Annotated in this window: 15 protein-coding genes; 5 read left to right on the forward strand and 10 right to left on the reverse strand. The window is 47.5% G+C overall.

The window, feature by feature from the left end:
- Positions 1-3 precede the first annotated feature (3 nt).
- Complete coding sequence (locus BMW79_RS32695) at positions 4-561, reverse strand: RNA polymerase sigma factor (RefSeq protein ID WP_089903665.1); 558 nt, start codon at positions 559-561, stop codon at positions 4-6.
- A 152-nt stretch (positions 562-713) separates the two neighbouring features.
- Between BMW79_RS32695 and BMW79_RS32700 the strand changes: the two genes are divergently transcribed.
- The 4 genes from BMW79_RS32700 to BMW79_RS32715 all read left to right on the forward strand — a co-directional run bounded on the left by BMW79_RS32700 (position 714) and on the right by BMW79_RS32715 (position 7307).
- Positions 714-1820, forward strand: coding sequence for a hypothetical protein (locus BMW79_RS32700; RefSeq protein ID WP_143059320.1), 1107 nt, complete (start codon positions 714-716; stop codon positions 1818-1820).
- A 104-nt stretch (positions 1821-1924) separates the two neighbouring features.
- Positions 1925-3910, forward strand: coding sequence for a PKD domain-containing protein (locus BMW79_RS32705; RefSeq protein WP_143059321.1), 1986 nt, complete (start codon positions 1925-1927; stop codon positions 3908-3910).
- A gap of 25 nt (positions 3911-3935) precedes the next feature.
- Entirely contained in the window at positions 3936-6590 is a 2655-nt protein-coding gene (locus BMW79_RS32710; protein ID WP_089903674.1) for a CHAT domain-containing protein, read from the forward strand.
- A gap of 69 nt (positions 6591-6659) precedes the next feature.
- Complete coding sequence (locus BMW79_RS32715) at positions 6660-7307, forward strand: DUF5710 domain-containing protein (protein ID WP_089903676.1); 648 nt, start codon at positions 6660-6662, stop codon at positions 7305-7307.
- On the opposite strand, the gene BMW79_RS34165 is transcribed toward BMW79_RS32715, so the two are convergent.
- The 3 genes from BMW79_RS34165 to yhdJ all read right to left on the reverse strand — a co-directional run bounded on the left by BMW79_RS34165 (position 7302) and on the right by yhdJ (position 10102).
- Positions 7302-8156, reverse strand: a complete 855-nt coding sequence (locus BMW79_RS34165; protein WP_218150492.1) for a tetratricopeptide repeat protein — start codon at positions 8154-8156, stop codon at positions 7302-7304. The genes BMW79_RS32715 and BMW79_RS34165 overlap by 6 nt on opposite strands.
- A 70-nt stretch (positions 8157-8226) precedes the next feature.
- A complete protein-coding gene (locus tag BMW79_RS32725) occupies positions 8227-9264 on the reverse strand; it encodes an endonuclease/exonuclease/phosphatase family protein (protein WP_089903680.1) in 1038 nt (345 codons plus the stop codon).
- Positions 9265-9274: 10 nt separating this feature from the next.
- Positions 9275-10102: an adenine-specific DNA-methyltransferase gene (gene yhdJ / locus BMW79_RS32730; RefSeq protein WP_089903682.1), complete on the reverse strand. Its 828-nt coding sequence runs from the start codon at positions 10100-10102 to the stop codon at positions 9275-9277.
- A gap of 120 nt (positions 10103-10222) precedes the next feature.
- On the opposite strand from yhdJ, the gene BMW79_RS32735 reads away from it, so the two are divergent.
- The gene (locus tag BMW79_RS32735) at positions 10223-10861 is read left to right on the forward strand and encodes a Pr6Pr family membrane protein (RefSeq protein WP_089903686.1); all 639 of its coding nucleotides are present in this window, start codon (positions 10223-10225) and stop codon (positions 10859-10861) included.
- Here the strand turns inward: BMW79_RS32735 and BMW79_RS32740 are convergent, their stop codons facing one another.
- The 6 genes from BMW79_RS32740 to BMW79_RS32765 form a co-directional block, all read right to left on the reverse strand.
- On the reverse strand, positions 10862-12076 hold the full coding sequence (locus tag BMW79_RS32740; RefSeq protein WP_089903689.1) for a glycoside hydrolase family 26 protein: 1215 nt from the start codon (positions 12074-12076) through the stop codon (positions 10862-10864).
- A 10-nt stretch (positions 12077-12086) separates the two neighbouring features.
- Positions 12087-13109, reverse strand: coding sequence for a glycoside hydrolase family 5 protein (locus BMW79_RS32745; RefSeq protein WP_089903693.1), 1023 nt, complete (start codon positions 13107-13109; stop codon positions 12087-12089).
- Between the two features lie 22 nt (positions 13110-13131).
- Entirely contained in the window at positions 13132-17289 is a 4158-nt protein-coding gene (locus BMW79_RS32750; RefSeq protein WP_089903697.1) for a hybrid sensor histidine kinase/response regulator transcription factor, read from the reverse strand.
- 115 nt (positions 17290-17404) lie between these two features.
- Positions 17405-17998, reverse strand: a complete 594-nt coding sequence (locus tag BMW79_RS32755; RefSeq protein ID WP_089903699.1) for a hypothetical protein — start codon at positions 17996-17998, stop codon at positions 17405-17407.
- A 27-nt stretch (positions 17999-18025) separates the two neighbouring features.
- Positions 18026-19174 carry a glycan-binding surface protein gene (locus tag BMW79_RS32760; RefSeq protein WP_089903701.1) on the reverse strand — a complete coding sequence of 383 codons (1149 nt, stop codon included), beginning with the start codon at positions 19172-19174 and terminating at the stop codon, positions 18026-18028.
- A 30-nt stretch (positions 19175-19204) separates the two neighbouring features.
- Positions 19205-20887: a RagB/SusD family nutrient uptake outer membrane protein gene (locus BMW79_RS32765; protein WP_177192427.1), complete on the reverse strand. Its 1683-nt coding sequence runs from the start codon at positions 20885-20887 to the stop codon at positions 19205-19207.
- Positions 20888-20895 lie beyond the last annotated feature (8 nt).

Below are 20895 nucleotides of genomic sequence, written 5' to 3' on the forward strand. Positions count from 1 at the left end.
ACACTAAATTTTCTGAGCCTGAATAAAGGATAACAACGTAGCCATACATTCTGATTTCTTCTTCCGCAGATAGCCATAAGTTACGCCCATGGCCGCTGCAATTTTTTCCTGGGCTTCCCCGGTGAGTGATAACCGGAGAATTTCCCGGCATTTTTCTCCCAACCGCTCAAACTGCGCCAGGTACATATTTGCCTGCGCCTCCTCTTTCACTACCTGTTCAGCTGCGGCAAACGCATCTTCCCCTACCTCATATAAATCATCGAGCCTTTTTGTTACCGGCTGCCGGCTTCTTTTTTTTAATTCATTCAGCCATTTCCGTTTACAGATCAGCAAAAAGAAAGGTTCAAAGGGACAGGTCAGCTGCAGCTCCTTGTATTTTGCCTGATGATATATATCTATGATAGATTCCTGGAAAATATCGGCCGCATCATCTTCTGTGCCCTGATGCTGCAGGATATGGTGTTTGATCTTTCCTGCAAAGCGCTGATAGATCTCCTGCACCAGCAGGGTATCGTTTTGGAGCAGGCCTTCAAGGTATCGCTGATCGGGGTGAATACTCATCTGGAAATGATTTGCATGGGTTGATAGGAATCATGCACCTGCTAAAAGTACATCTTTCTAAAAAAATATTCCGAAAAGGGGGTAACAAAATAAAACGGGTGGTGATCTACTATCAAACAAGCAAAAACATTACTCAACAAAAAATATCTTTTATGAAAGCGATTACCTTCACATCTGTCTCCTGCTTAGTAGCTGCTGTACTGGCTTTATCTTCCTGTAAAAAGAACAACAGCCAGGAAATACCATTTCCTGAAAAAGGAAAAGATGCCAAAATGCTGGCGGAATTCCTCGATAGTCATGCAAAAACATTTGAACATTTTAGTGTAGATGCCGCTGCAGGTGGTGTGATCACAACCAGCCAGGGGACAAAATTCAATATTCCACCCAACGTTTTTCGTACTGCCGGTGGGGCGCCTGTGACGGGAGCAGTAGATATCAGTATCAAGGAGATCAGGGATGTGAGCAATATGATCTTGTCGGACAAACCAACAGTAACGGCAGATGGCAAGATGCTGGTATCATTCGGAGAATTTTTCGTGAGAGCAGTCCAGAACAATCAGGACCTTGGCCTGCGACCGAAGAATGACACCGGACGCCAGATTATGGTACAGGTGCCCGCCAAGCCGGCAGACAATGTAATGAATGGCGTGAAAGAAGTGCCCATGTGGACTGGCGATACCACCGTTACCTTCACCCAATACGGATTCAATCACATTAACCAACCCGTTACCCTCACCTCCCAGTACACCATGAGTAAAGGTGTGTTGTGGAACCAGATCCAGAGCAGCTACGCCATTTTCAATACCAGTAATGGTACTATGAACTTCCAGCTGGACAGTCTTCTTCGCTGGACCAACTGTGACGGACTTGCCGCCATGCCTAACCCCAAAACCACAGTGATGGCTTATTTTACCAATCACTTTAATACTGAAACTTCTGCCAGTTTCGGTGGCGAACAACCTTCCATGTTGTTTTTCAAACCGAAAAATTTTAATACACTCGTGAAATTCTATAACGTGATCTTGTCTGCCCCCGCAGGTAAAGAAGGTTTTCATAGCTACCAGACTTCTATCCCGGTAGGACTGGAAGGCACCTTCCTCGCCATCAGTGCGGTAAACGGCCAGCTGTATGCAGAACAGAAAACGGTGAGCATTGCCAATCCGGCGGCTGGCGACAACTACTCCACCGTGAGCTTTGATCTTCAACCGGTAGACCAGACCGCCTTGCTGGCACTCATCACCGGAATGAATTCCAAATAACCGGCCTGCTATCCGTTTACACTTACTCCAAAGGAAAAAGCAATAAGTCAACTGCGGTTGACTTATTGCTGCTTTTATATAATATTTATTTACATTTATGTTATATGCATCCTACAACTCCAATCGTAGCACTTCTGTTCTTATTCCAGGGCGTAGTAAAGGCGCAAGCTCCCATGCAACCGGCTTTTCCACAAGATACTGTTCCGGCAGAAATTGAAGTCAGGGGTACTGACGACAGTCTGCATCTCGCCGCAAAGTTGCGCCCACTGCGACAGATCTCCGGTGCACCGGCTTCTTTTTATACTTACTTCTGGGAACTCGGGGATGGCACATTCAGTTTCAGTCCATCGCCGGTATTATCCTATAAAGACACCGGCACCTACCAGGTACGCCTGTACGCCACCAACAACTACGATGATGGCAAGGCGCCTCCCACCAAACCGAGGCCCATCAAGGTAATAAAGCCGGTAAAGAACAGTACCTGGGCTTCGCATTTCTTTCATGGAGCAGGTAATATTGAAATGAAAATAAACCGGAATCCAAAACCAGGCGAAGATTTCATGGCCCTTATCGGATACCGCAACATGGCCGGCGATGCAGGAAGCGGTACGATCCTGTTGTTTTATAACGAGAAACAATTCGGCCACGCAGGATTTGATCTCACTGAGAAAAGAAGTTATCACGGGGAAGACAGTACTTCCCTTGCTGCGTTGTTAACAAAGCTTGAAACGCCGGAGGCTTCACCAGATCTGGCATTGGCCCGGGGGCCAAATGCAATGCCGGCTGCAGAGAGCAATGCCGCCGCCAAAGCCATGCTACAAGCAATGCAGGCCAGCTATAGCCATCATACGGTGTTGCACTACAGCAATGCCGGTAAAACCACCGAACAATTCCTGTTTCTCAACATGCACACCCTGCCTGAAATGGTACAGGACACCAATGCTACGGTAACCATGACCGCCATGATGGTACCGGATAATGCCGCGGCGCCACCAGAAGTATATGAGTTGGAAATGGCCATCGTGGCTTCTCACGACCCTAACCGGTTACAGCTGCGGCACCACCGGATCAACTATCGTTTCATGGGAAAGAAAAAAGAACTGACCTATAAAATCCAGTTCCAGAATACCGGTAAGGGGCCCGCGAAAAAAGTAGCCATCGGCATTGCAGTACCCCGGCAATTAAACACAGAAACGATTAAGCTGAAAGAAGTAAGCCCTTTCTGTATTCCGTGTGATTCTGCCTACCAGCGTCAAAGCTGTATAGACACGGTACGTACCCGTGACAGCATCTACTTTGTGTTCAATAATATTTACCTTCCCGGCCTTCAGCAGGAAGGGGTAACAGATCCCGATTCCACCAAAGGATTTGTGCGGTACTCCGTCTTATTTAAAAAGAAACCGAAAAAAATACCTTTCAGCAGCAGCGCGGCTATCATTTTTGATAAAAATGAGCCGATCTATACTAACCGGGCTACCGCCAGGTTTATCAAAGGGTTTTCACCTGGTATCATTGCCGGCTATACGTTTTCACCTAACACGGGCGACTATACGCTGAGAGGCCCCTTGCAGCTGGGCGCCGTACTGGCGCCATTTGCACCCAGCCGCCCCTATTTCCAGGTGGAAGTATTTGCGGGACTGCTGGAAAAGGAGTCTTCGCAAACGGCCATCGTCCGCGATAAACGGGATACCACTTTTAACGGACAGGTGTACCTGATCCGGGGCAGGAACCAGGCTACTACCACTACCCGGCAATCACTGCAGATAGTACCGCTGCATTTTCGCTATAACTTCAACAACTGGGTGGGCCTGGGTGTGGGCGCCATGGCGCAGATAAATATAGCCACTAAAACAACGGTGGAGTCAAAGGTATACCTCACAGAAGTACAACAACCGGATGTATTGGCCAACACCGTGAGCCAGACAACCGTGAACGATCCGAAATGGTTTGCCAGCTTTAATGCAGCGCCATTCCTGGATCTGCAGGTAGGTAAAATAAAAAGTGGCCCGGCTGTAGGCTTACGTTATCTCCGCCAGGTAACCGGAGATACACCGGATCGTTTCTTTTTATACGCTATCTACAAACTATAAATAATCATAACTTCCGTCATTATACATGACTGAAGTCCGGTTACATATTATTTCCCTGAAAAAGATACTGCTCTTGCTGGCAGTATCAGGCCTGTTCATTTACTGGCAGGATCCTGATCCGGGGCTTTTAAAGCAGTACAGGGCAAAGGATCAGCTCACCGACTGGCTCTACGCCTACATTCAGTACGATGCGGCCACTCCAGCGGCCAAAGCAGCGCTGCTGAAACAGGCCACCGCTAACGCCTGGCGTACTCCCCGCACCACAGATGAGATACAGGCCTGGATGGATCTGCTGATCAACCAGGGATATTCCTTACTGCAAAGCGGAGATATTATTTCTTCTACAGATGCCTACCAGCAAGCCTTTGAATGGGGCAAACAACATGCAGATATCACCGATCCCGGCTTAGCGCTGGAATATATCCTGAAGCCATTGGGAAACAACTATACCCGTTTGGGCGACTATGAACAGGCGTTATTCATTCACCGCATAGCGCTGGAATTTGCCAGGGAATTGAACGACCGGCAAGCCATGGCAGCCACTTACAGCAACCTGGCCAATACCGCCGCCAATATGGGGCAGCTGGAGCAATCGCTCCGCTATTGCCGCGAAGGCGCTATCCTGGCCGATAAACGCAGTGCTACCTATGGCCTGCTATTATCCGAACAGGCCGATGCCGAACAACAATTGCAACAGTTTTCCGCCGCCCGGCAAAGTATCTCACAGAGTATCCGTATCCTGCAACAACAGCCTGCCGGTAATCCGGAGGCGGCGCACTGGCTGTTTATGGCTTATCAACAGGCAGGCGATATCTACCTGGACGATCCGAAAACGGCAAAGCATTACTACCAGCAGGCTTTGGCTATGCCGGAAGGGAAACGCTCCCTGCGCCGGCGGGAACAGGCCCGTTTGTTCCTTCGCATGGGCAAATTACAGATGGCTTTAAAACAACCGGAGCAGGCGCTTTTATGGCTCGACAGCTGTGCCGGCATATTGGTACCGGGAAAGGATATACGCCTGTTAACTGCCCGGGATATCTACGGGGAATACATCCTGCTCGACCTGCTGTTTACCACCGCCACCGTATATCAATCCCTGCGGCAGCCGGCTACTGCACTGAATTTATACCAGCTGAGCTTCATTGCAGAAAGAGAATTACGTCATCAGTACGTATCTCCATCGGCCAAAGAAGCGGCCATATCAGATAGCCGTGACCGTTATGAAACTGCTATCGGGCTGGCCTGGCAAAGCTGGCAGGATACGCATGATCCGAAATACCAGCAAACCATCCTGTCGTTTATGGAAAACAGCAAATCACAGCTGTTATGGGAAGAAATGCAGCAATCGGCCGTAAGCAGGGGTAATGATACCCTTCATAAAAGACTCCGCCTGTTAGAGCAGGCACAGTTATACTATCGCAAAGAAGCATTACAGAATAATTTCGGCGATAGCCTGCTGCAACTCCGGGAGCAGCGGGTGGCCTGGGATCTGGCCACCTTGCGGAAAAAAATGCGTGTTGGAGTAAGTACTGATACCGGCTCTTTTTCACCGGAGTTGCTATTAGGCAAATTAATGCCCGGTCAGCGGATCAGGGCTTACTTTGCAGGTCAGCAAACACTATATACGATAGAAGCAGATCAGCAAGGCATCCGGTTTGCCGACCGCTCACCGCTGGATAAGGAAGCCATCCGTTATTTTAAGCAGCATTTTTTTGAAGATGGACCGGCAGCGATGATCAATCAGCCGAAAGCTTATTACGAAGCCGCTTACCGGCTATATGCACAATTATTTAAGCCGCAGCCACTACAGCCGGGCTATACTTACCTGCTGATGCCAGATGGAATACTCAGTACCCTGCCGGTGGAAGCACTCATTACAGCGCCCATCTATACCACCTCCATTGGCCAGTGGCCTTTCCTGGTGAAGCAGGCCACCGTATCTTATGCGTATTCCCTCCGTACCTGGGCATTACAGCAACAAGCGCCCACCAATGCCAAAGGATTCAGCGGGTTCTTTATTTCGCAGCAGCAACCGGGATTGGCAGATCTGCAAGGTGTGGCCAAAGAAAAAAAACTGCTGATGCCGGTGGTGGCGAACGGACACTGGTATGAGAACGGGCAGGCCAGCAGTAAAGCATTCCGTCAGGCATTGGAGGAATCAGCCATCGTACATATCAGCACCCATGCTTTTACGACAAAAGACAGCATCGCAGCACCGCATATTATGCTGAGTGATGCCCCTTTCTATTTGTTTGAGTTAACAGGGTTATCCCAACATCCGGCGATGGTAGTACTAAGCGCCTGTAAAACCGGTGATGGCCGGCTGGTTACCGGGGAAGGCATACAAAGCATGGCGCACGCTTTTATGGCAGCCGGGACACCTGCTGTGGTAGCGGCTTCCTGGAATGTAAATGATGCCACTGCCCCACTGCTGATGCAGCAATTTTACCAGCAGTTGTCGACCGCAGACAATGCCGCCACTGCACTGCAACAAGCCAAACTTAACTGGCTGAAAGATCCGCAGGTAACGGACATGCACAAACTCCCCTACTACTGGGCTGCATTAAATTTCCTGGGTAATACCCAGGCCGCAGTACTGCCTGCATCGCGCTTCTCCTGGTATTGGCTGCTGCTATTACCGGCCCCTCTCTTTTTCTTCGGACGAAAATGGATTCGTTAAGGAATCATTACGAATCCACCGAATTCGCTGTTTTTTCCTTAAATTCATTGAAGAGTCATACCCTGCTTTATGTCATTACTCCTGAATGTTCCAAACGCGGAAAGAGAGCATGCTGCATCCATGGGCGCCCAATGGGATCCCATAGCCAATGCGTGGTATTTACCGGAAGACCAGTACGACCGGCTAATAGAAGTAGCGCAATGGATCCCGGAACAGCATCCGGCTATTATTCTGCCCACAGAAATAAGTATTGTACATGCGCAGCGTCCCTGCTGGAAATGCGGACATACCAACCAGGTAGTAGCCCTTGCCGGCAATTATTTTTTTGAGAAAGATATGAATGAGCGGGACGAGTCGGTATGGATGGAGCAGGATTTCTTCACGCTATTTCAGCAGGTGGCGACCATTTCAGACAACCTGCAATCTTTTCTGCAGGACAACTATCCCCTTTACAAACTGGCCCTGTCGGGCGATTCCGACCATCAATACTGGTGCAATCACTGCGTATCCTGCAATAGTGTGCAGGGCGATTGGTTCCTGTTTGATGAAGCCGGCAGCGTTTTTAATCCGACTGAAAAAGAGGCCGCTGCCAGGCTGACGATCCGGAGTTATCAATTGAAATATGCACCGCTGATCGATGCCGTATATTCCCTGGGAGATCCTTCCCGGCTGATCAATGAATTCGCCGAAAGGGCTGCATCAGCGGAGGATTTATAAATCCACCCGCTTCTTCAGAAAATCAAAATAGCGGCTATCTTCTTCCGCGAAGATGTCTGCACCTTCCAGCATATAAGCCCTCATCAGGTATTCGAGCGACTGATCCAGCTGGTTCAGTTCAAACAGACTTTCTCCCAAACGCAAATGCACAAATCCATTGGCCTGTGCATCCGGTCCGTTTAACGCATCGTAAAAGTTATTGGCGGCAGCCTGGTAATCGGCTTTGAAGTAATACATATCGCCAATGCTGGCGTATAACCATGTACTGGCTTCCCATTCCTGCGCCGGAGGCGGCAACAGTTGCAGTGCTTCAGAAAACTTTGCAATGGCACCGTCAAAATCATCCGCATCTGCCAGTTCATTGCCGGCCTCGGATAAGGCTTCTATCTGCTCATAAACGCCTGCGGGCAATTCCTCTTCTACCATAGCAGCCAGACCTGAAAATACATGGAGGTATTTTTCATCTACTCCCTGGAATATCCGTCCGGAGGATTTATGCATGGCAGTGGTAAAATGGGTTTCTGCACCTTTAAGATCACCATTTTCAAAACAGGCTTTACCCAGTACGAATTCGCGTTCTCCATCATCTGCACGTTCCATGTCGCATTGCTGCAAAGTGATGGCCCAGCGCAACAAGGCAGGATTATCTCTCAGGATCAGGTAAGTTTCTGCAATGGCCAGGGCGATATCATAGCTCTCCCCGTACGCTTCTTTTGGCGCCGGCAGCAGGTCCCATGCCTCTTCCAGCTTGAGGGCATAGCGGGCAGGATCGTTGTTTTCAAACAATACTTCTGCCTCATTCCAAAGGGCTTCTATAGCCGACACTATTTTCTGATCCGTTAATTCCATATCTGTTTTCTTAAAAAAAATGTCCGGGTACCACCGTAGTGGCGCCCGGACAAAAATAAGATGGAATTTCTTAAATGCTGAGCTTAAAAATACTGAGTAGTCCTTTATGGTCTGTTGGCCAGGTGTTTACCGGCGCCAGGAATTTGTCCTGCCCGGTTTCTTCCTTGCGTTCATTGCGGACAATACTACCCGAAGGCCCTACCACGATGCTTTTCCGCAGGGAGAGTTTCTTATCAGGATAAAAATAGACGTAGTCGATCCGTTCCCGTTCGTCTGCATCCGGCGCCCAGGCCAGTTTTTTTATTTCCATCGCTTTGTTATCTGCCGGAAAAGTAAAGCCGGGATGGGTTACCGCCGATGGGTAGATCATGCGGTAGCTATCTCTAAACCCTTTCTCCTGGAGCAATACAGAGCAGGTCCAGGGAACAATCATGCCATGATGATCGTATAGATCTTTGGTGGCGGCGGTCCAGTCGAGGTGACTGGCCTCATTGAAATCGCCCCCCAGGAACACCAGTCGTTTTTGGTTGATATCCTTTGCTGCAGCGGCTAAGAATGCCTGAATACCTTCATCTCTTTTAGATGCCAGGTTCGACGCCATAATTGTATCCAGGTTGGTACAGGGTGCGGGCATCTTCTTCCAGGTAACCCCATCATATCCACGGGGCAGGTATACAGCGTAGTTGAGGTAATCGAGATGTGCAGAATAAACCGCTACCTCTTTGCCGTGCACATTGGCGACGAGTTTACAGATAGCACCATTTTCGCTGAAGATCACTGCACTATCTGTAATAGGATAGCGGCTCAGCAATCCTGAGCCCTGGCTAAAAAAAGAGTAATACTTTTTGCCTTTTGCCTGAAGAGAGGCTATCAGCCGGTCGCACAGGCGGGTATTGTTGTAGTTCCTGACTTCGCTCAGTGTCACAAAATCAGGATCGATATCCGCAATTTCATCTACGATAGCGGCATATCCACCTGGTACCATGGTGCCTTCCTGCCAGATATTGAGTTGTAATACAGATAAGCGGATATCTTCCGACTTCCCTGTCGCTGCAAATAGCATTATGCCGGCTGTGAGTAACAGCAGCGTTTTTAAAGGTTTCAGCATATTATTTATTTCATTGTTCACCTATTTCAAAAGAGCGGATTTCCCGCTGTAATTTTTCTCCTTTGTATTCATCTGCGAGTTGCAATCTTCTCAATCCGATCTTCACATATTCTTCCTGCATTTCGATGCCGGTACAATTTCTACCGAGTTCCTTAGCCACAGCACAAGTGGTAAAAGTCCCGGAAAACGGGTCCAGCACAAGATCTCCGGGGTTAGAACTGGCTTTGATGATTCTTTCCAGGAGGGCTACCGGTTTCTGCGTAGGGTGATTTTCATATTCATCCATGCGGTAGCGTACCCGGGCAAAATCCCATACGTTTCCCGGTACTTTTTCGGTACTGTAAGCTGCAGGCACTGCTTTGCGGTAGTCGATCAGTTTTCTTTTAGCCCCTGTTTTGGCTTCAATCAGGATATCAGCCGCGTTAAAAGTATAGTTGCTTTTATCTTTTACACAGAACAGGATAGGTTCATACATAGAACCAAAGTACTTCCTGGCCTGTACACCAGAGCTATCGTAGCTCCACACAATGCGGGAAAGAATATTTATTTTATGACGGAGATAGATATCAAAGTAGGGCATATACTGGGTGGCCGTCATCACATAAAGGCTACCGGCAGGTTTGAGCTTTCGCATACATAGGTCCAGCCATTGGTAGCACCAGTTAAGGTATTCCTCTTCCGTATCCCATTTTTCCACATGCCCGTTAAAATTCTTGCCGATGTTATAAGGGGGATCAGCGAAGATCAGGTCTACAGTATTATCCGGCACCAGCATTTGTAATGCCTCCAGGGCATCCCCGTGTATTATTTTATGACAGTCGGTACCGAATATTTCCATTTCCAGCTTTTCTACTGCTAAATTTAGCTAAAAAAAGGGCAGTTTTGGGTATAGGAAAAAATAAACGGCGGCTACTAACTGGGGATTATATGATTACATTCGTATAAATCCTTATGAAAGATGACATCGCAGCAGTCCTATTTTCAAAAAATTTTCCTGGCCATTCTGTTCTGCCTGGCCTGGTTTGCCCTGATACCTCAATTTTTCCTGACCATTACCGCAGGTAAATTACCCTGGTTTGAAACAGTGATCCGTTACTTCAGCTATTTTACGCTGCTGACCAATGCGATGGTCGCCATTTATGCCACCAAGCGTTTATTTGCACCCGACAGCAAATGGGGACGCTTTTTCGCAGGCGCACAAAGTGCTACCGCCATTGCGGTTTATATCGCCATAGTGGGTCTTATTTACAACCTTGTACTGCGCCGGCTTTATAACATGGTAGGGTTACAGGCTATCCTGAACGAAGTGCAACACGTGATTGTTCCGGTGGCGTTTGTACTATACTGGTGTGTATTTGTCAACAAAAGCACGCTGCAATGGAAAAATTTTCTGCCATGGCTGTGGTATCCGCTGGTATATGTGATCTTTATTCTGATCCGTGGCGCTTTCTCCAACTTCTATCCTTACCCCTTTATTGATGCGGGCAATTTAGGGCTGCAACAAACGCTGATAAATGCTGCAGGCATGGGTGTTATGTTTATACTGGTATCACTGGCATTTATCGGTATCGGCAAACTATGGCCCCCGAAAAAATAGTTACTTAATGGTATACAGGTCCGGCACTTTGTCTCCAAACAGCAGGTAGGGATTATTTTTAAATTGTATAAAATCTGCTGCGGCGGCATGGCCGGGATAAGGTGTGAAATAGGCATCTTTGCGGTTACCCCATAACAACACATAAGCCAGCGCCAAAGGCTGCTGCTGCAGGGCCTTCGCCAATGTATTGGTATACCAGTCGTTTGTACCTGCATTGGCAGCCAGTTCCAGGCCTGTTTCTGTTAAAGCAGCCAACTTGTTATTCTTCTGCGCATAGTCTGCAATGATTTTAAGCTTAGCAGTTGCAAGCATCACGTCACCGCCTACACGCAGATCGTGGTAGTTATCCATCCCTACCAGGTCTACGTAATCATTGCCGGGATAACGTTCCAGGTATTGTGTTTCCGTAGTAAAATTACAATCAGGAGAAAAGGCGTACAGGAAGTTATTAACATGCAGGGAATCGCGCAGGTATTGCACAGTAAAGCGGTACAGCGCTTTGTATTCTTCCGGGGTACAATGTGCTTTTCCCCACCAGAACCAGTCTCCATCAAATTCATGAAAAGGCCGGAAAATTACCGGCACTGCTTTACCATCGCTGATCAGCGTTTTGGCAAAATCCGCCACGTGTTTCAGGGATGCTTTGTATACCTCATGATGAGTACCACCAGGGAGTATCTTTGCCACCGCCTGCACAGGCGATTTATCCCAATAAAAATCACCATTACTTCCTTCCTGGCTACTGGTTGCAGCTACGCTGGAAACGGGATTCCAATAGTGCCAGCAGAAGGTATTTACGCCACCTCTTTTATAGGCCGCAATGGCCTGTTCCCTGGTTATTTTCGCTTGCGTCTCAAACCAGGCACTACGCTGAAATGAGGCGATAAAGAGAAAGTCTGATCCATACACGGCGGGATAAGCCCCTGTCAACGTTTTTACGTCGCTGGTGCCGCTGGCATCGATCCAGCCGTAGCCTTGTTCCGTATCCGCCTGGTGGCCGAAGAGGATATTTTTCTTCGCGATTTTCTGCAGGTTGTAAAACAGGGCAGCTGTTTCGGCGGTCGCATTTCTATCTGCGAGCCAGGAGCGCACGATAGCCAGATCAGGAACAGTAGCAGTTTTTGAAGCAGTATCTTTTTTACAGGAGCTTAAACTCCATGGCGTAGCCAGGGCCGCTATTATGAGGATAGCAGCAAAAATAGTTACTCTTTTCATCGTTACATTTTTAAGGGCGTGTACTATACCCTCTTAGTTTCGTACGGATATATTTACCGGATTCAGTCAGTTGATCGGCCGTCCAGCCGCCGTTTGCAGGTGCACCCGGCACCAGGATGGAACATAGTTCGTTTGGTTTATCGGATACTGACCAGTTGATCCAGCTGAGTTGATTTTTTTCCATGAAGGCAAACCAGGCTTCCCATTCGGGATAATCGATACGTCCGCTGCCAGTGGCTTCTGAGCCATTACACTCCGTTACAAATATGGGGATATTTTTACCGAGCGCATAGGCGCAATCGTCCCGGAGCCATTGTCCGTGCGAAGCAGCATAGAAATGAACGGTATACATAATATTGGTAAATCCCGTCAATGGCGCATCGGCCACTTCCCGGATTTTCTGGTCCCAATGCGGACACCCTACAATGATAATATTGTCGGGATCATATTTCCGGATAGCGCCAATCACCGCAGTGGCATAGGATTTCACCTGCTCCCAGGTCTGGGTTTTATTGGGCTCGTTGATAATTTCATACAGGATATGCGGATGACGGCCATAGGTTTGTGCCATAGATGAAAAGAACGCCACCGCTTCTTCCTGGTGAAATGCTTCCACATGCCAGTCGATAATCACATAACTTCCTTTCGCCAGCGCGCCATCTACTACCTTTTTCAATAATTCCAGCTGATGTGCGCGGTCATTTAAATAAGCAGGTTTTACATCTACTCCCATTGCTGCGCGAACGATATCTGTTTTGAAATCATCTGTGAGCCAGCTGACTACCTCCGCATTCCAGAACTGTGGCCACCAGCTGCTCCAACCAAAACTTTGTCCACGGAGGGAGATGGTGTTATTATGCTGGTCTTTCAGATAACGCCCGCTGACATGTAACGCACCATAACGCTGTACCGGAGATCCCGGCGGGAGACTTACTCCCGGCGGTGTTTCAGCAGCGGAGCGAACAGATTTGGTGCAGGCAAAGGCACAAACAAGTAACAAAATGATATGCAGTGAAAACCTGGATTTTTGCATGTTTGATAAGCGTTTTAAATCATCAGATAACTTTCCTGGATGAATCTTTCCCGGATTGTTTTATGTAAGCAGACGGCAACACGCCGAATTCTGCCTTGAAAGATTTTGTAAAATAATGCGGGGTATTGAATCCCACTTCGTAAGATATTTCCGCAATGCTCAACTGGCTTTTTTCCAGCATCTGCGCTGCCTTTTTCAAACGGATCGAACGGATGAAATCTACCGGTGTTTTACCTGTGAGCAACAGCATTTTTTTATAGAGCGATACCCGGCTGATACAGAGATGCTTACTCAGCTCCGCGACGCTCAGGTTGGCATTTTGCAGGTTTTCCTCCACGTAACTCAACGCTGCTGCAATGAATTTTTCATCCACCGACTGAATCGACATATCGGCTACCTGCACCTCTACCTGTTTGGTATATACTTTTTTGATGGTCGTTTGTAACGTAAGCAGGTTACGGATCTTCGAGACCAGCATTTCAAAATTGAATGGCTTGCACAGGTAATCATTGGCGCCTGTTTCCAGTCCTTTTATCTGGTATTCTTCTCCTACCAATGCAGTAAGCAGGATGATCGGGATATGCGAGGTCCGCTTGTCCTGTTTGATTTTAGCGCACAACTCCAGTCCGTTCATTTCAGGCATACTCACATCGCTTACAATTAAATCAGGATGTAATGCCAGCGCCTTTTGCCACCCCTCTTTTCCATTGGCGGCTTCGAGCAAACAGAAGTAGTCCTGTAAATTATCTTTGAGATAAAACCTGAAATCATCATTATCTTCCACCAACAGTACGGTAGGCCTTTTATGTTTCTCCTGTGCAGGACTGGCAGTGACTTTCGGGTCGGCCGGTGCTTCTTCTGTCGACTCAACTTTAAGTGGTAAATCTACGATAAAGCAACTACCACCATCGGTGATAGATTCGACGTGAATAGTTCCCTGGTGCAGCTTTACAAATTCACGGGTGATCGATAACCCAATACCACTCCCCTGGTTAATCAACGACGCCGGAATATCGTGCTGGTAAAAACGATCAAAAATCTTATCTACTTTTTCCGGTGGAATACCGATGCCGGAATCCATCACGTTGATACGGAGGTGTACCAGGTTAGTATCGGCAGGTTCGGCAACATAATTCAGGAACACGCCCACATGGCCGCCCGCAGGCGTAAATTTAAAGGCGTTCGACAGCAGGTTGAACAGGATTCTTTCGATTTTATCGTGATCAAAGCTGGTGTCCAGGGAAGGTACATCGGTATCAAATGCGAACTCAATATTTTTCTGTTCTGCAATATCCATAAAAGAAAAAGAGACTTCTTTTATAAAACGGATAATGTCGCCGGATTTCATATCCAGTTTCAATTCATAGACTTCCATCTTACGGAAATCCAGCAGCTGGTTTACCAGGTTCAGTAAGCGTCTTACATTACGTCTGATCATGCTTACCTGTGCGTTCTGATCTGCCAGCAAAGGATCTTTCAGCATTTTGTCGAGGGGCGCTATGATCAGCGACAAAGGTGTTCTGAACTCATGACTTACATTCGTGAGGAATTTGATCTTCAACCGGTCCAGTTCATGCAGGCGACGGGCCTCTTCCCGCTCCTGTTCGCGGATCCGTTGTACTTCCTGCTTTTCCTGTTCCAGTAAAAACTGTGTGCGTATCTTTTTTATTCCCCGATACCTTCCATATAGTAACAATGCGATGATCAGCAACGCATAACAGGTATAGGCGATCTGTGTTTTCCAGAATGGTGGCAGGATCTGGATATTAAGCGACAACACATTTTCATTCCAGGTATCATGTACCGTGGAAGACCGTACTTTGAATACATAGTTCCCAGGATCCAGGTTGGTATAGGCTGCTTTCCGTATTTTATTGTCGGAAGCCACCCAGTTTTCATCCAGTCCTTCCATCTTGTACTGGTACCTTATTTTATCCGGGCTGAGAAAATCCAGCGCAGCAAATTCTATCGAGAAAAAATTCTGATTATAGTTCAGTACAATATTTTTGGTGATGGTAATAGATACAGGAAGAATCACTTTCCCATTTATCTTCTCTCCTGTTTTTACAGTATGGTTAAATAACTGGAAATCTGTAAATACTAATTCCGGTAAGATGCTATTCATCTTGATGGCAGCGGGATCGAAGATATTAAAGCCGTTGCCGCCGCCAAATACCATTTCGCCCTTTGCGGTAACCCAGGAGGCATCTTCGTTATATTGTTTTCCCTGCAAACCATCCTTTACATCGTAATTAATGAAGTTAAGCTTATAGCGCTCATTATCTGCGGTAACGATGGCATTTGAAATGCCATTGGCGGTACTGATCCAGAGGTGATGTTTTTTATCTTCCCGGATACCGAGAATATTGTTATCCGGTAATCCGTCCTCTTCGCGGAACAGGAGGAATTTACCGGTATTGGGATTAAAAATATTCAGTCCTTCCCGGGTACCGATGCAGAGATAGCCACGGCTGTCTTCGATCATAGACAGGATATTGTCATTTGCCAGGCTGCCGGGATCGTTGTTATCATGTTGATAATGCACAAATTTGCGCGTCTTTTTATGCAACACATCGATGCCGTTGGATGTGCCAATCCAGATGTCGCCCCTGCGGTCTTCCAACAGCGTGAATACGTAGTTGGAATGTATACTCACAGAGTCTTCCCGCCGCAAATGTGTAAATGTTTTTGTGGCCGGATCAAAAATATTCACCCCACCACCGAGGGTTCCCATCCAGATACGTTGTTCACTGTCCTCCATAATTTCATAGATCCTGTTGTCCGATAAACTGTTCGGATCCTGGTCGTCATGTCGGTAATGGGTAAACGTTTTCCCATCGAAATAGTCCAGTCCGCCGAGATAGGTACCCACCCATAAATTTTGCAGATGATCTACACATAAACTAACGATCACATTGGTGCTTAAGCTATGGGGATTGGATTTATCATTTACATACGCTTTATAGGTATCTTTCTGGCGGTCATAGTACGTGAGGCCACCACCGTTGCTTCCGAGCCACAGGTTGCCTTTCGCATCTTCCGCAAAAGCATTGATATCGCTGTAGTTCAGTCCCTCCGGTTGCAATGGATTATGACTGTATAGCGGGAATTTGAAAATATCAGGATAGTAGTAATTGATTCCTTTTTTATAGGTGCCTAACCAGATCATGCCGGAAGAATCGCTGTATAAGGTGGTAATACTGTTCTGGCTAAGGCTGTTCGGATTGCGTTCATCGCGCAGTATGTGCTGCATACGGAAACTGGATTTATCCAGCAGGTGTACACCACCGGGATCGGTGGCAATCCATATTTTCCCTTGCTGATCCTGCATTACAGTGTTCACCACATTCGCCAGCAGTTTGTTTTCCGGGGCATCTTTATAAAAATGTTTCACCAGGTTGCGGGTAGCGCTGTAGTAATACAAGCCGTCGCTGTTGCCGGCAAACAGCCAGATATCCTGCTGCTGGTCGATGTACACCTGGTATTTAGCGGCCTTGTTCTTTACCACCTCCTGATACAAAGGCTTTGCATGATACACTACTTTATGTGTGCGCGTATCGAATTGCTCCACCCATCCATCCTGGTAAGAGATCCACAGATCGCCGCGTTCATCCAGTGCGATGTCGGCTAAATTTACACCATGCAGCGATGTGGAATCGCCTTTTATGGTGCTGTAGGTGTTGATCTGACGAGTGTGTTCGTTCATGATCACGATTCCATGATCGGTGTACAGGAAATAAAAATCACCATTGGTTCCTTTTAGTATTTTATCTACCTGGTAGCCCTGGATATCCAGCGGGTGTAATAGCGTTGCTACATCTTCATTGAAACTATCTGTTTCCGGATCGTATATAGCGTAGCCCAGCTGTGTCTTAATCCAGAAGCGGTTTCCGGGCGCATCATAAATATTGGTGATAAAGTTATCGCTGATAGAGGAGGCATCGTTTAACCGGTGTTTGTATACTTTAAATTTAGACCCGTCAAAGCGGTTGAGGCCATTTAAGGTGCCGAACCACAGGAAGCCTTTTGCATCTTTCTTGATGCTGGTGATACCGTTATGCGACAAGCCATTGTTTACATCCAGGTGAGAGAAAGCATACGGCATATCCTGTGCAGAAATGCCCATGCTGATGCAGCAGCACCATAGCAACAACCCATATTTTATACTGCTTAATTTCATCTGATAACGTGGCCCTGGTTGAAAAAAAATGCTACTGATACCTCCCGCCGCCGGTGAAGACAGCGGGAGATATGAAAATACAATTCCTCTATCTAAATAACATGGTATTTTAGGGTTACTTAATTTCGAGCACTTCGTCCGACTCAATATCTACAGGCTCAGTACCATCGGCATGGAAGATCAGCGTGCCGGTGGTGGCGGTAACAGGTACTTTGACCACCAGTTCCGTTACTGATTTACTTACAAACTCCGTTACGATGGCATCGTTCCCAAAAGTGATACGGGTGATCCAGTTGACAAACGTGCCTTTAATCGTAATGTTTTGCCCGGCAACAGCGGTAGCTGGCACCGTGGTAACGGTTACCGGTACATTCAGGTTCAGCACTGTTTTAGATATAATATCTCCCTCCGGGGCTTTCAGGGTTACGGTACCTTTTTCCGTTTCCTGGGGCACAGTGAGGGTGATATGATCGGCGGCTTGTTCATTAAAAGCCGCAGCAGCTACCACAGCGCCTTTCAGTTCTATTGCCGTTACTTTGTTCAGGTTGTTCCCGATAAAGCGGATCTTATCGCCGGGCTTTGATCCCGAAGGACCAAAGCTGAGCAGGGTTACTTTATCGGAAGTAACGGTATCATCATCTTTTTTACAGGATATAATCCCTGCGGTGAGCAGGAAAAAAAAGATACCCAGGCATAAAATATTTTTCATCGTAATAGATTGAATACGGGTGAATACTTATTTCTTAATGATCTTAGGCACTATGCGGAAGTTATCGAAAGACATATCACAGTTCAGTTCTCCGGGGCCGCTGAAAACAATCCGGGTGTAGTATCCATTGGGATTTACACTTTGTTTCGGATAGGCGGCAGTTACTTCCTCATAAGGGATAATCACGGTTTGCCAGGCGCCTTTGGTGTCATACGGTGGCAGCCAGGAATAATCGCCATGATCGCCGTCAGCCACGCCAACACAGAATTTGATGGCGTTATTGTTATACGGCTTCTTTGTATTCAACTCGAATTTGAGATAGTAATTTTCCGGTTTCTGGATGGCTTCATCCGGAATATTTTTACTGATAGGTCCCATAGCATCTGCGGGACCACCAGCCAGTTCCATCCACTGCCAGTTACTCACCGTTTGTTTTACACGGATATAATTGCCGTTGATAGCAGCAGGATCATCGGCGCCGGGATTGGACACCACGAAGCCGCTGTTCCACCAGCCGGTGAAAGGATCGCTGCTGATAAAGATGTTCCTGTTATCGCGGAACCAGAAGTCGGACAACACTTCCCCGAAATTTGTTTTTACCGTGATTTGTCCAGGTTGCGCACCGGCAGGCACTCTTACCTTTACCTGTTTATCTTTTACCTCTACTATTTCGCCGGCAGCACCGCCGTTAAAAGTAACGGTAACAGGTGCGTAGAAAAAGTCGCCATTGATGGTAGCTATATCCCCGGAAGCTACATATTCACAATCCATGCGGGTTACCAATGGTTTGCTGATTTTCACCGGGAAATTGTACTCCAGTTTTTTACCATTACCGAAGATGATTTTTAATTTATTATCCACTTCGGTGGGAATCTGTGAAGGCACGCTCACCAGGATGGTAGTGGCCGTAATGTAAGGCAGCGTGAGACTGGCTTTCTGATCATTGAACCAGATTTCTTTCGCATCACCGAGATTTACGCCCACGATGGCAATCAGTATACCCTGACCGGCTTCTACCAGCAATGAATCGGCTGCCAGCGGGTCTGTTACCCTTACGTAAGTGATGCTGGGTTCTCCGTTATTGGGGAGTGAATCCTTTTTTGTGCAGGAAGAATAGCCGGCCACTATTCCCGCGCACAGGATGAAAAGCAGTATAGATCTATATATTTTTTGCATGAGTGTTATTTTTTAGAAAAACGTATCCGCTTACTTGCTGTAATAATCTACTGCCGGCAGTTTCAGGTTAGGCGCCTGGCTTACTTCTGCAGTAGGAATAGGAATCTGGAAATTACCATCGTTGGCGGTGATCTTTCTGAAAGCCGCCCAGGAAGTTTTCACACATTTCCAGGAAGTAGGATCCGGCATTTTGTCCGGTGCGGTGGCAAACAATCCTCTGTCCTGCGAATTCAGAATTTCATACGCTTTTGCTTTGTTGTAGTAATGCAGTGATACCAGGTCATACCAGGCCATGCCTTCCATTGCAAATTCCACGATGCGTTCATTAAAGATCACATCGGCGGTCAGTGGTTTTTCATAAGCAGGCAGGCCGGCGCGGGTGTGTACGGCATTGAAGTATTGCAGGGCGAGTGCGTCGGAAGTACTGGCGCTGTTGCCCAGCACGGCCTCGGCATAGATAAGATACATTTCTGCGAGGCGCATCATGTAAGTATCATTGCCATAGTTCTGCTGTGCCGACAAGCCGCCAACATCGGCCGCTCTGCCGGTTACATATTTTTTGATATTGAGGAAATTATTATCACCTGTTACATAAGGGAAAATGAGCTTCGGTGTAGTACCATCCGCGAGCTTCTCCGTGATTTCCGGGTAGTAGGCCCCCGGCATAAAGAACGTGGCCTTCAGGCGCTGATCCAGTGTACGGCCGCTGATGAGGGTATCGCCGGAATTTACAAATCCCTCGTACTTTCCTATCATCCACCAGGTTGCGCTTTTATCGCCGCCCCAGCCGTCGCCGTTGCACATTTTGCTGTCGTAGTTCAGGTCTGAAGGAGACGCATTGGAAGCGCCCCAATCGCCGGGAGCGTATACCCATTGCAGTGAGAACATCGACTCTGCATTGTTGTCATATGGAAAGAGAAAGAGATCATAATAACTTCTCAGGAGCGTGTAATTACTTTTCGTGATCACCTGCTGGGCATAATATTTAGCGCTGTCCAGATCGGTCTGATTTCTTGCGCCGGAGCCATTGGCACCTACTCCGGCACGGGTCAGGTAAAAGCGGGCCAGCATACCTTCGGCGGTATATTTTGTAATGCGGCCTTCCCGCGCAGGTGTTTCCGGCAGGTCTTCCGCAAGGGAGCGCATTTCACCGATCACAAATTTCCACACGCTTTCTACGGTGTTTTTACGGAGAGATGTATCTGAAATCAGCTTCTGATTATCTTCGATAATGGGCACTTCTCCCCAGTTCATTACGAGGTAGCGATAGGCCAGGGCTCTCATAAAGCGGGCTTCTGCGATCGCCATTTTCTTTGCATGGGCAGACACTTCGGGACCTGCGTATTTATTGATATTCGCGATAGCCAGGTTGGATTGTCCTACCACGATAAAAAAGGAACGCCAGGAATCGCCATTGGCGGTGGTATTACCGGTAGTGTTAAATTCTACATTCTCTTTGTCGTTCCAACCGGAATAAGCCGTACCTGCGCGGAAATCGCCCAAACTGATAGCAGAACGGCCGTTGTAATCGAACCAAACTTTGCTGTAAAGCAGTGCTGTGGCAGCCATCAGCTGATCGTCATTTTTATAGAACCCGGCATCTGCAATGGCATCTTTCGGTGGCCGGTGTAAAAAGTCTTTTGAACAGGCAGTCAGTAAAAGCACCGCTAACAACAAACTGCTATAATATAATTGGTGTGTACGTTTTTTCATAACCTGCA

Source organism: Chitinophaga arvensicola (assembly GCF_900110835.1).
GTDB classification, from domain to species: Bacteria; Bacteroidota; Bacteroidia; order Chitinophagales; family Chitinophagaceae; genus Chitinophaga; species Chitinophaga arvensicola.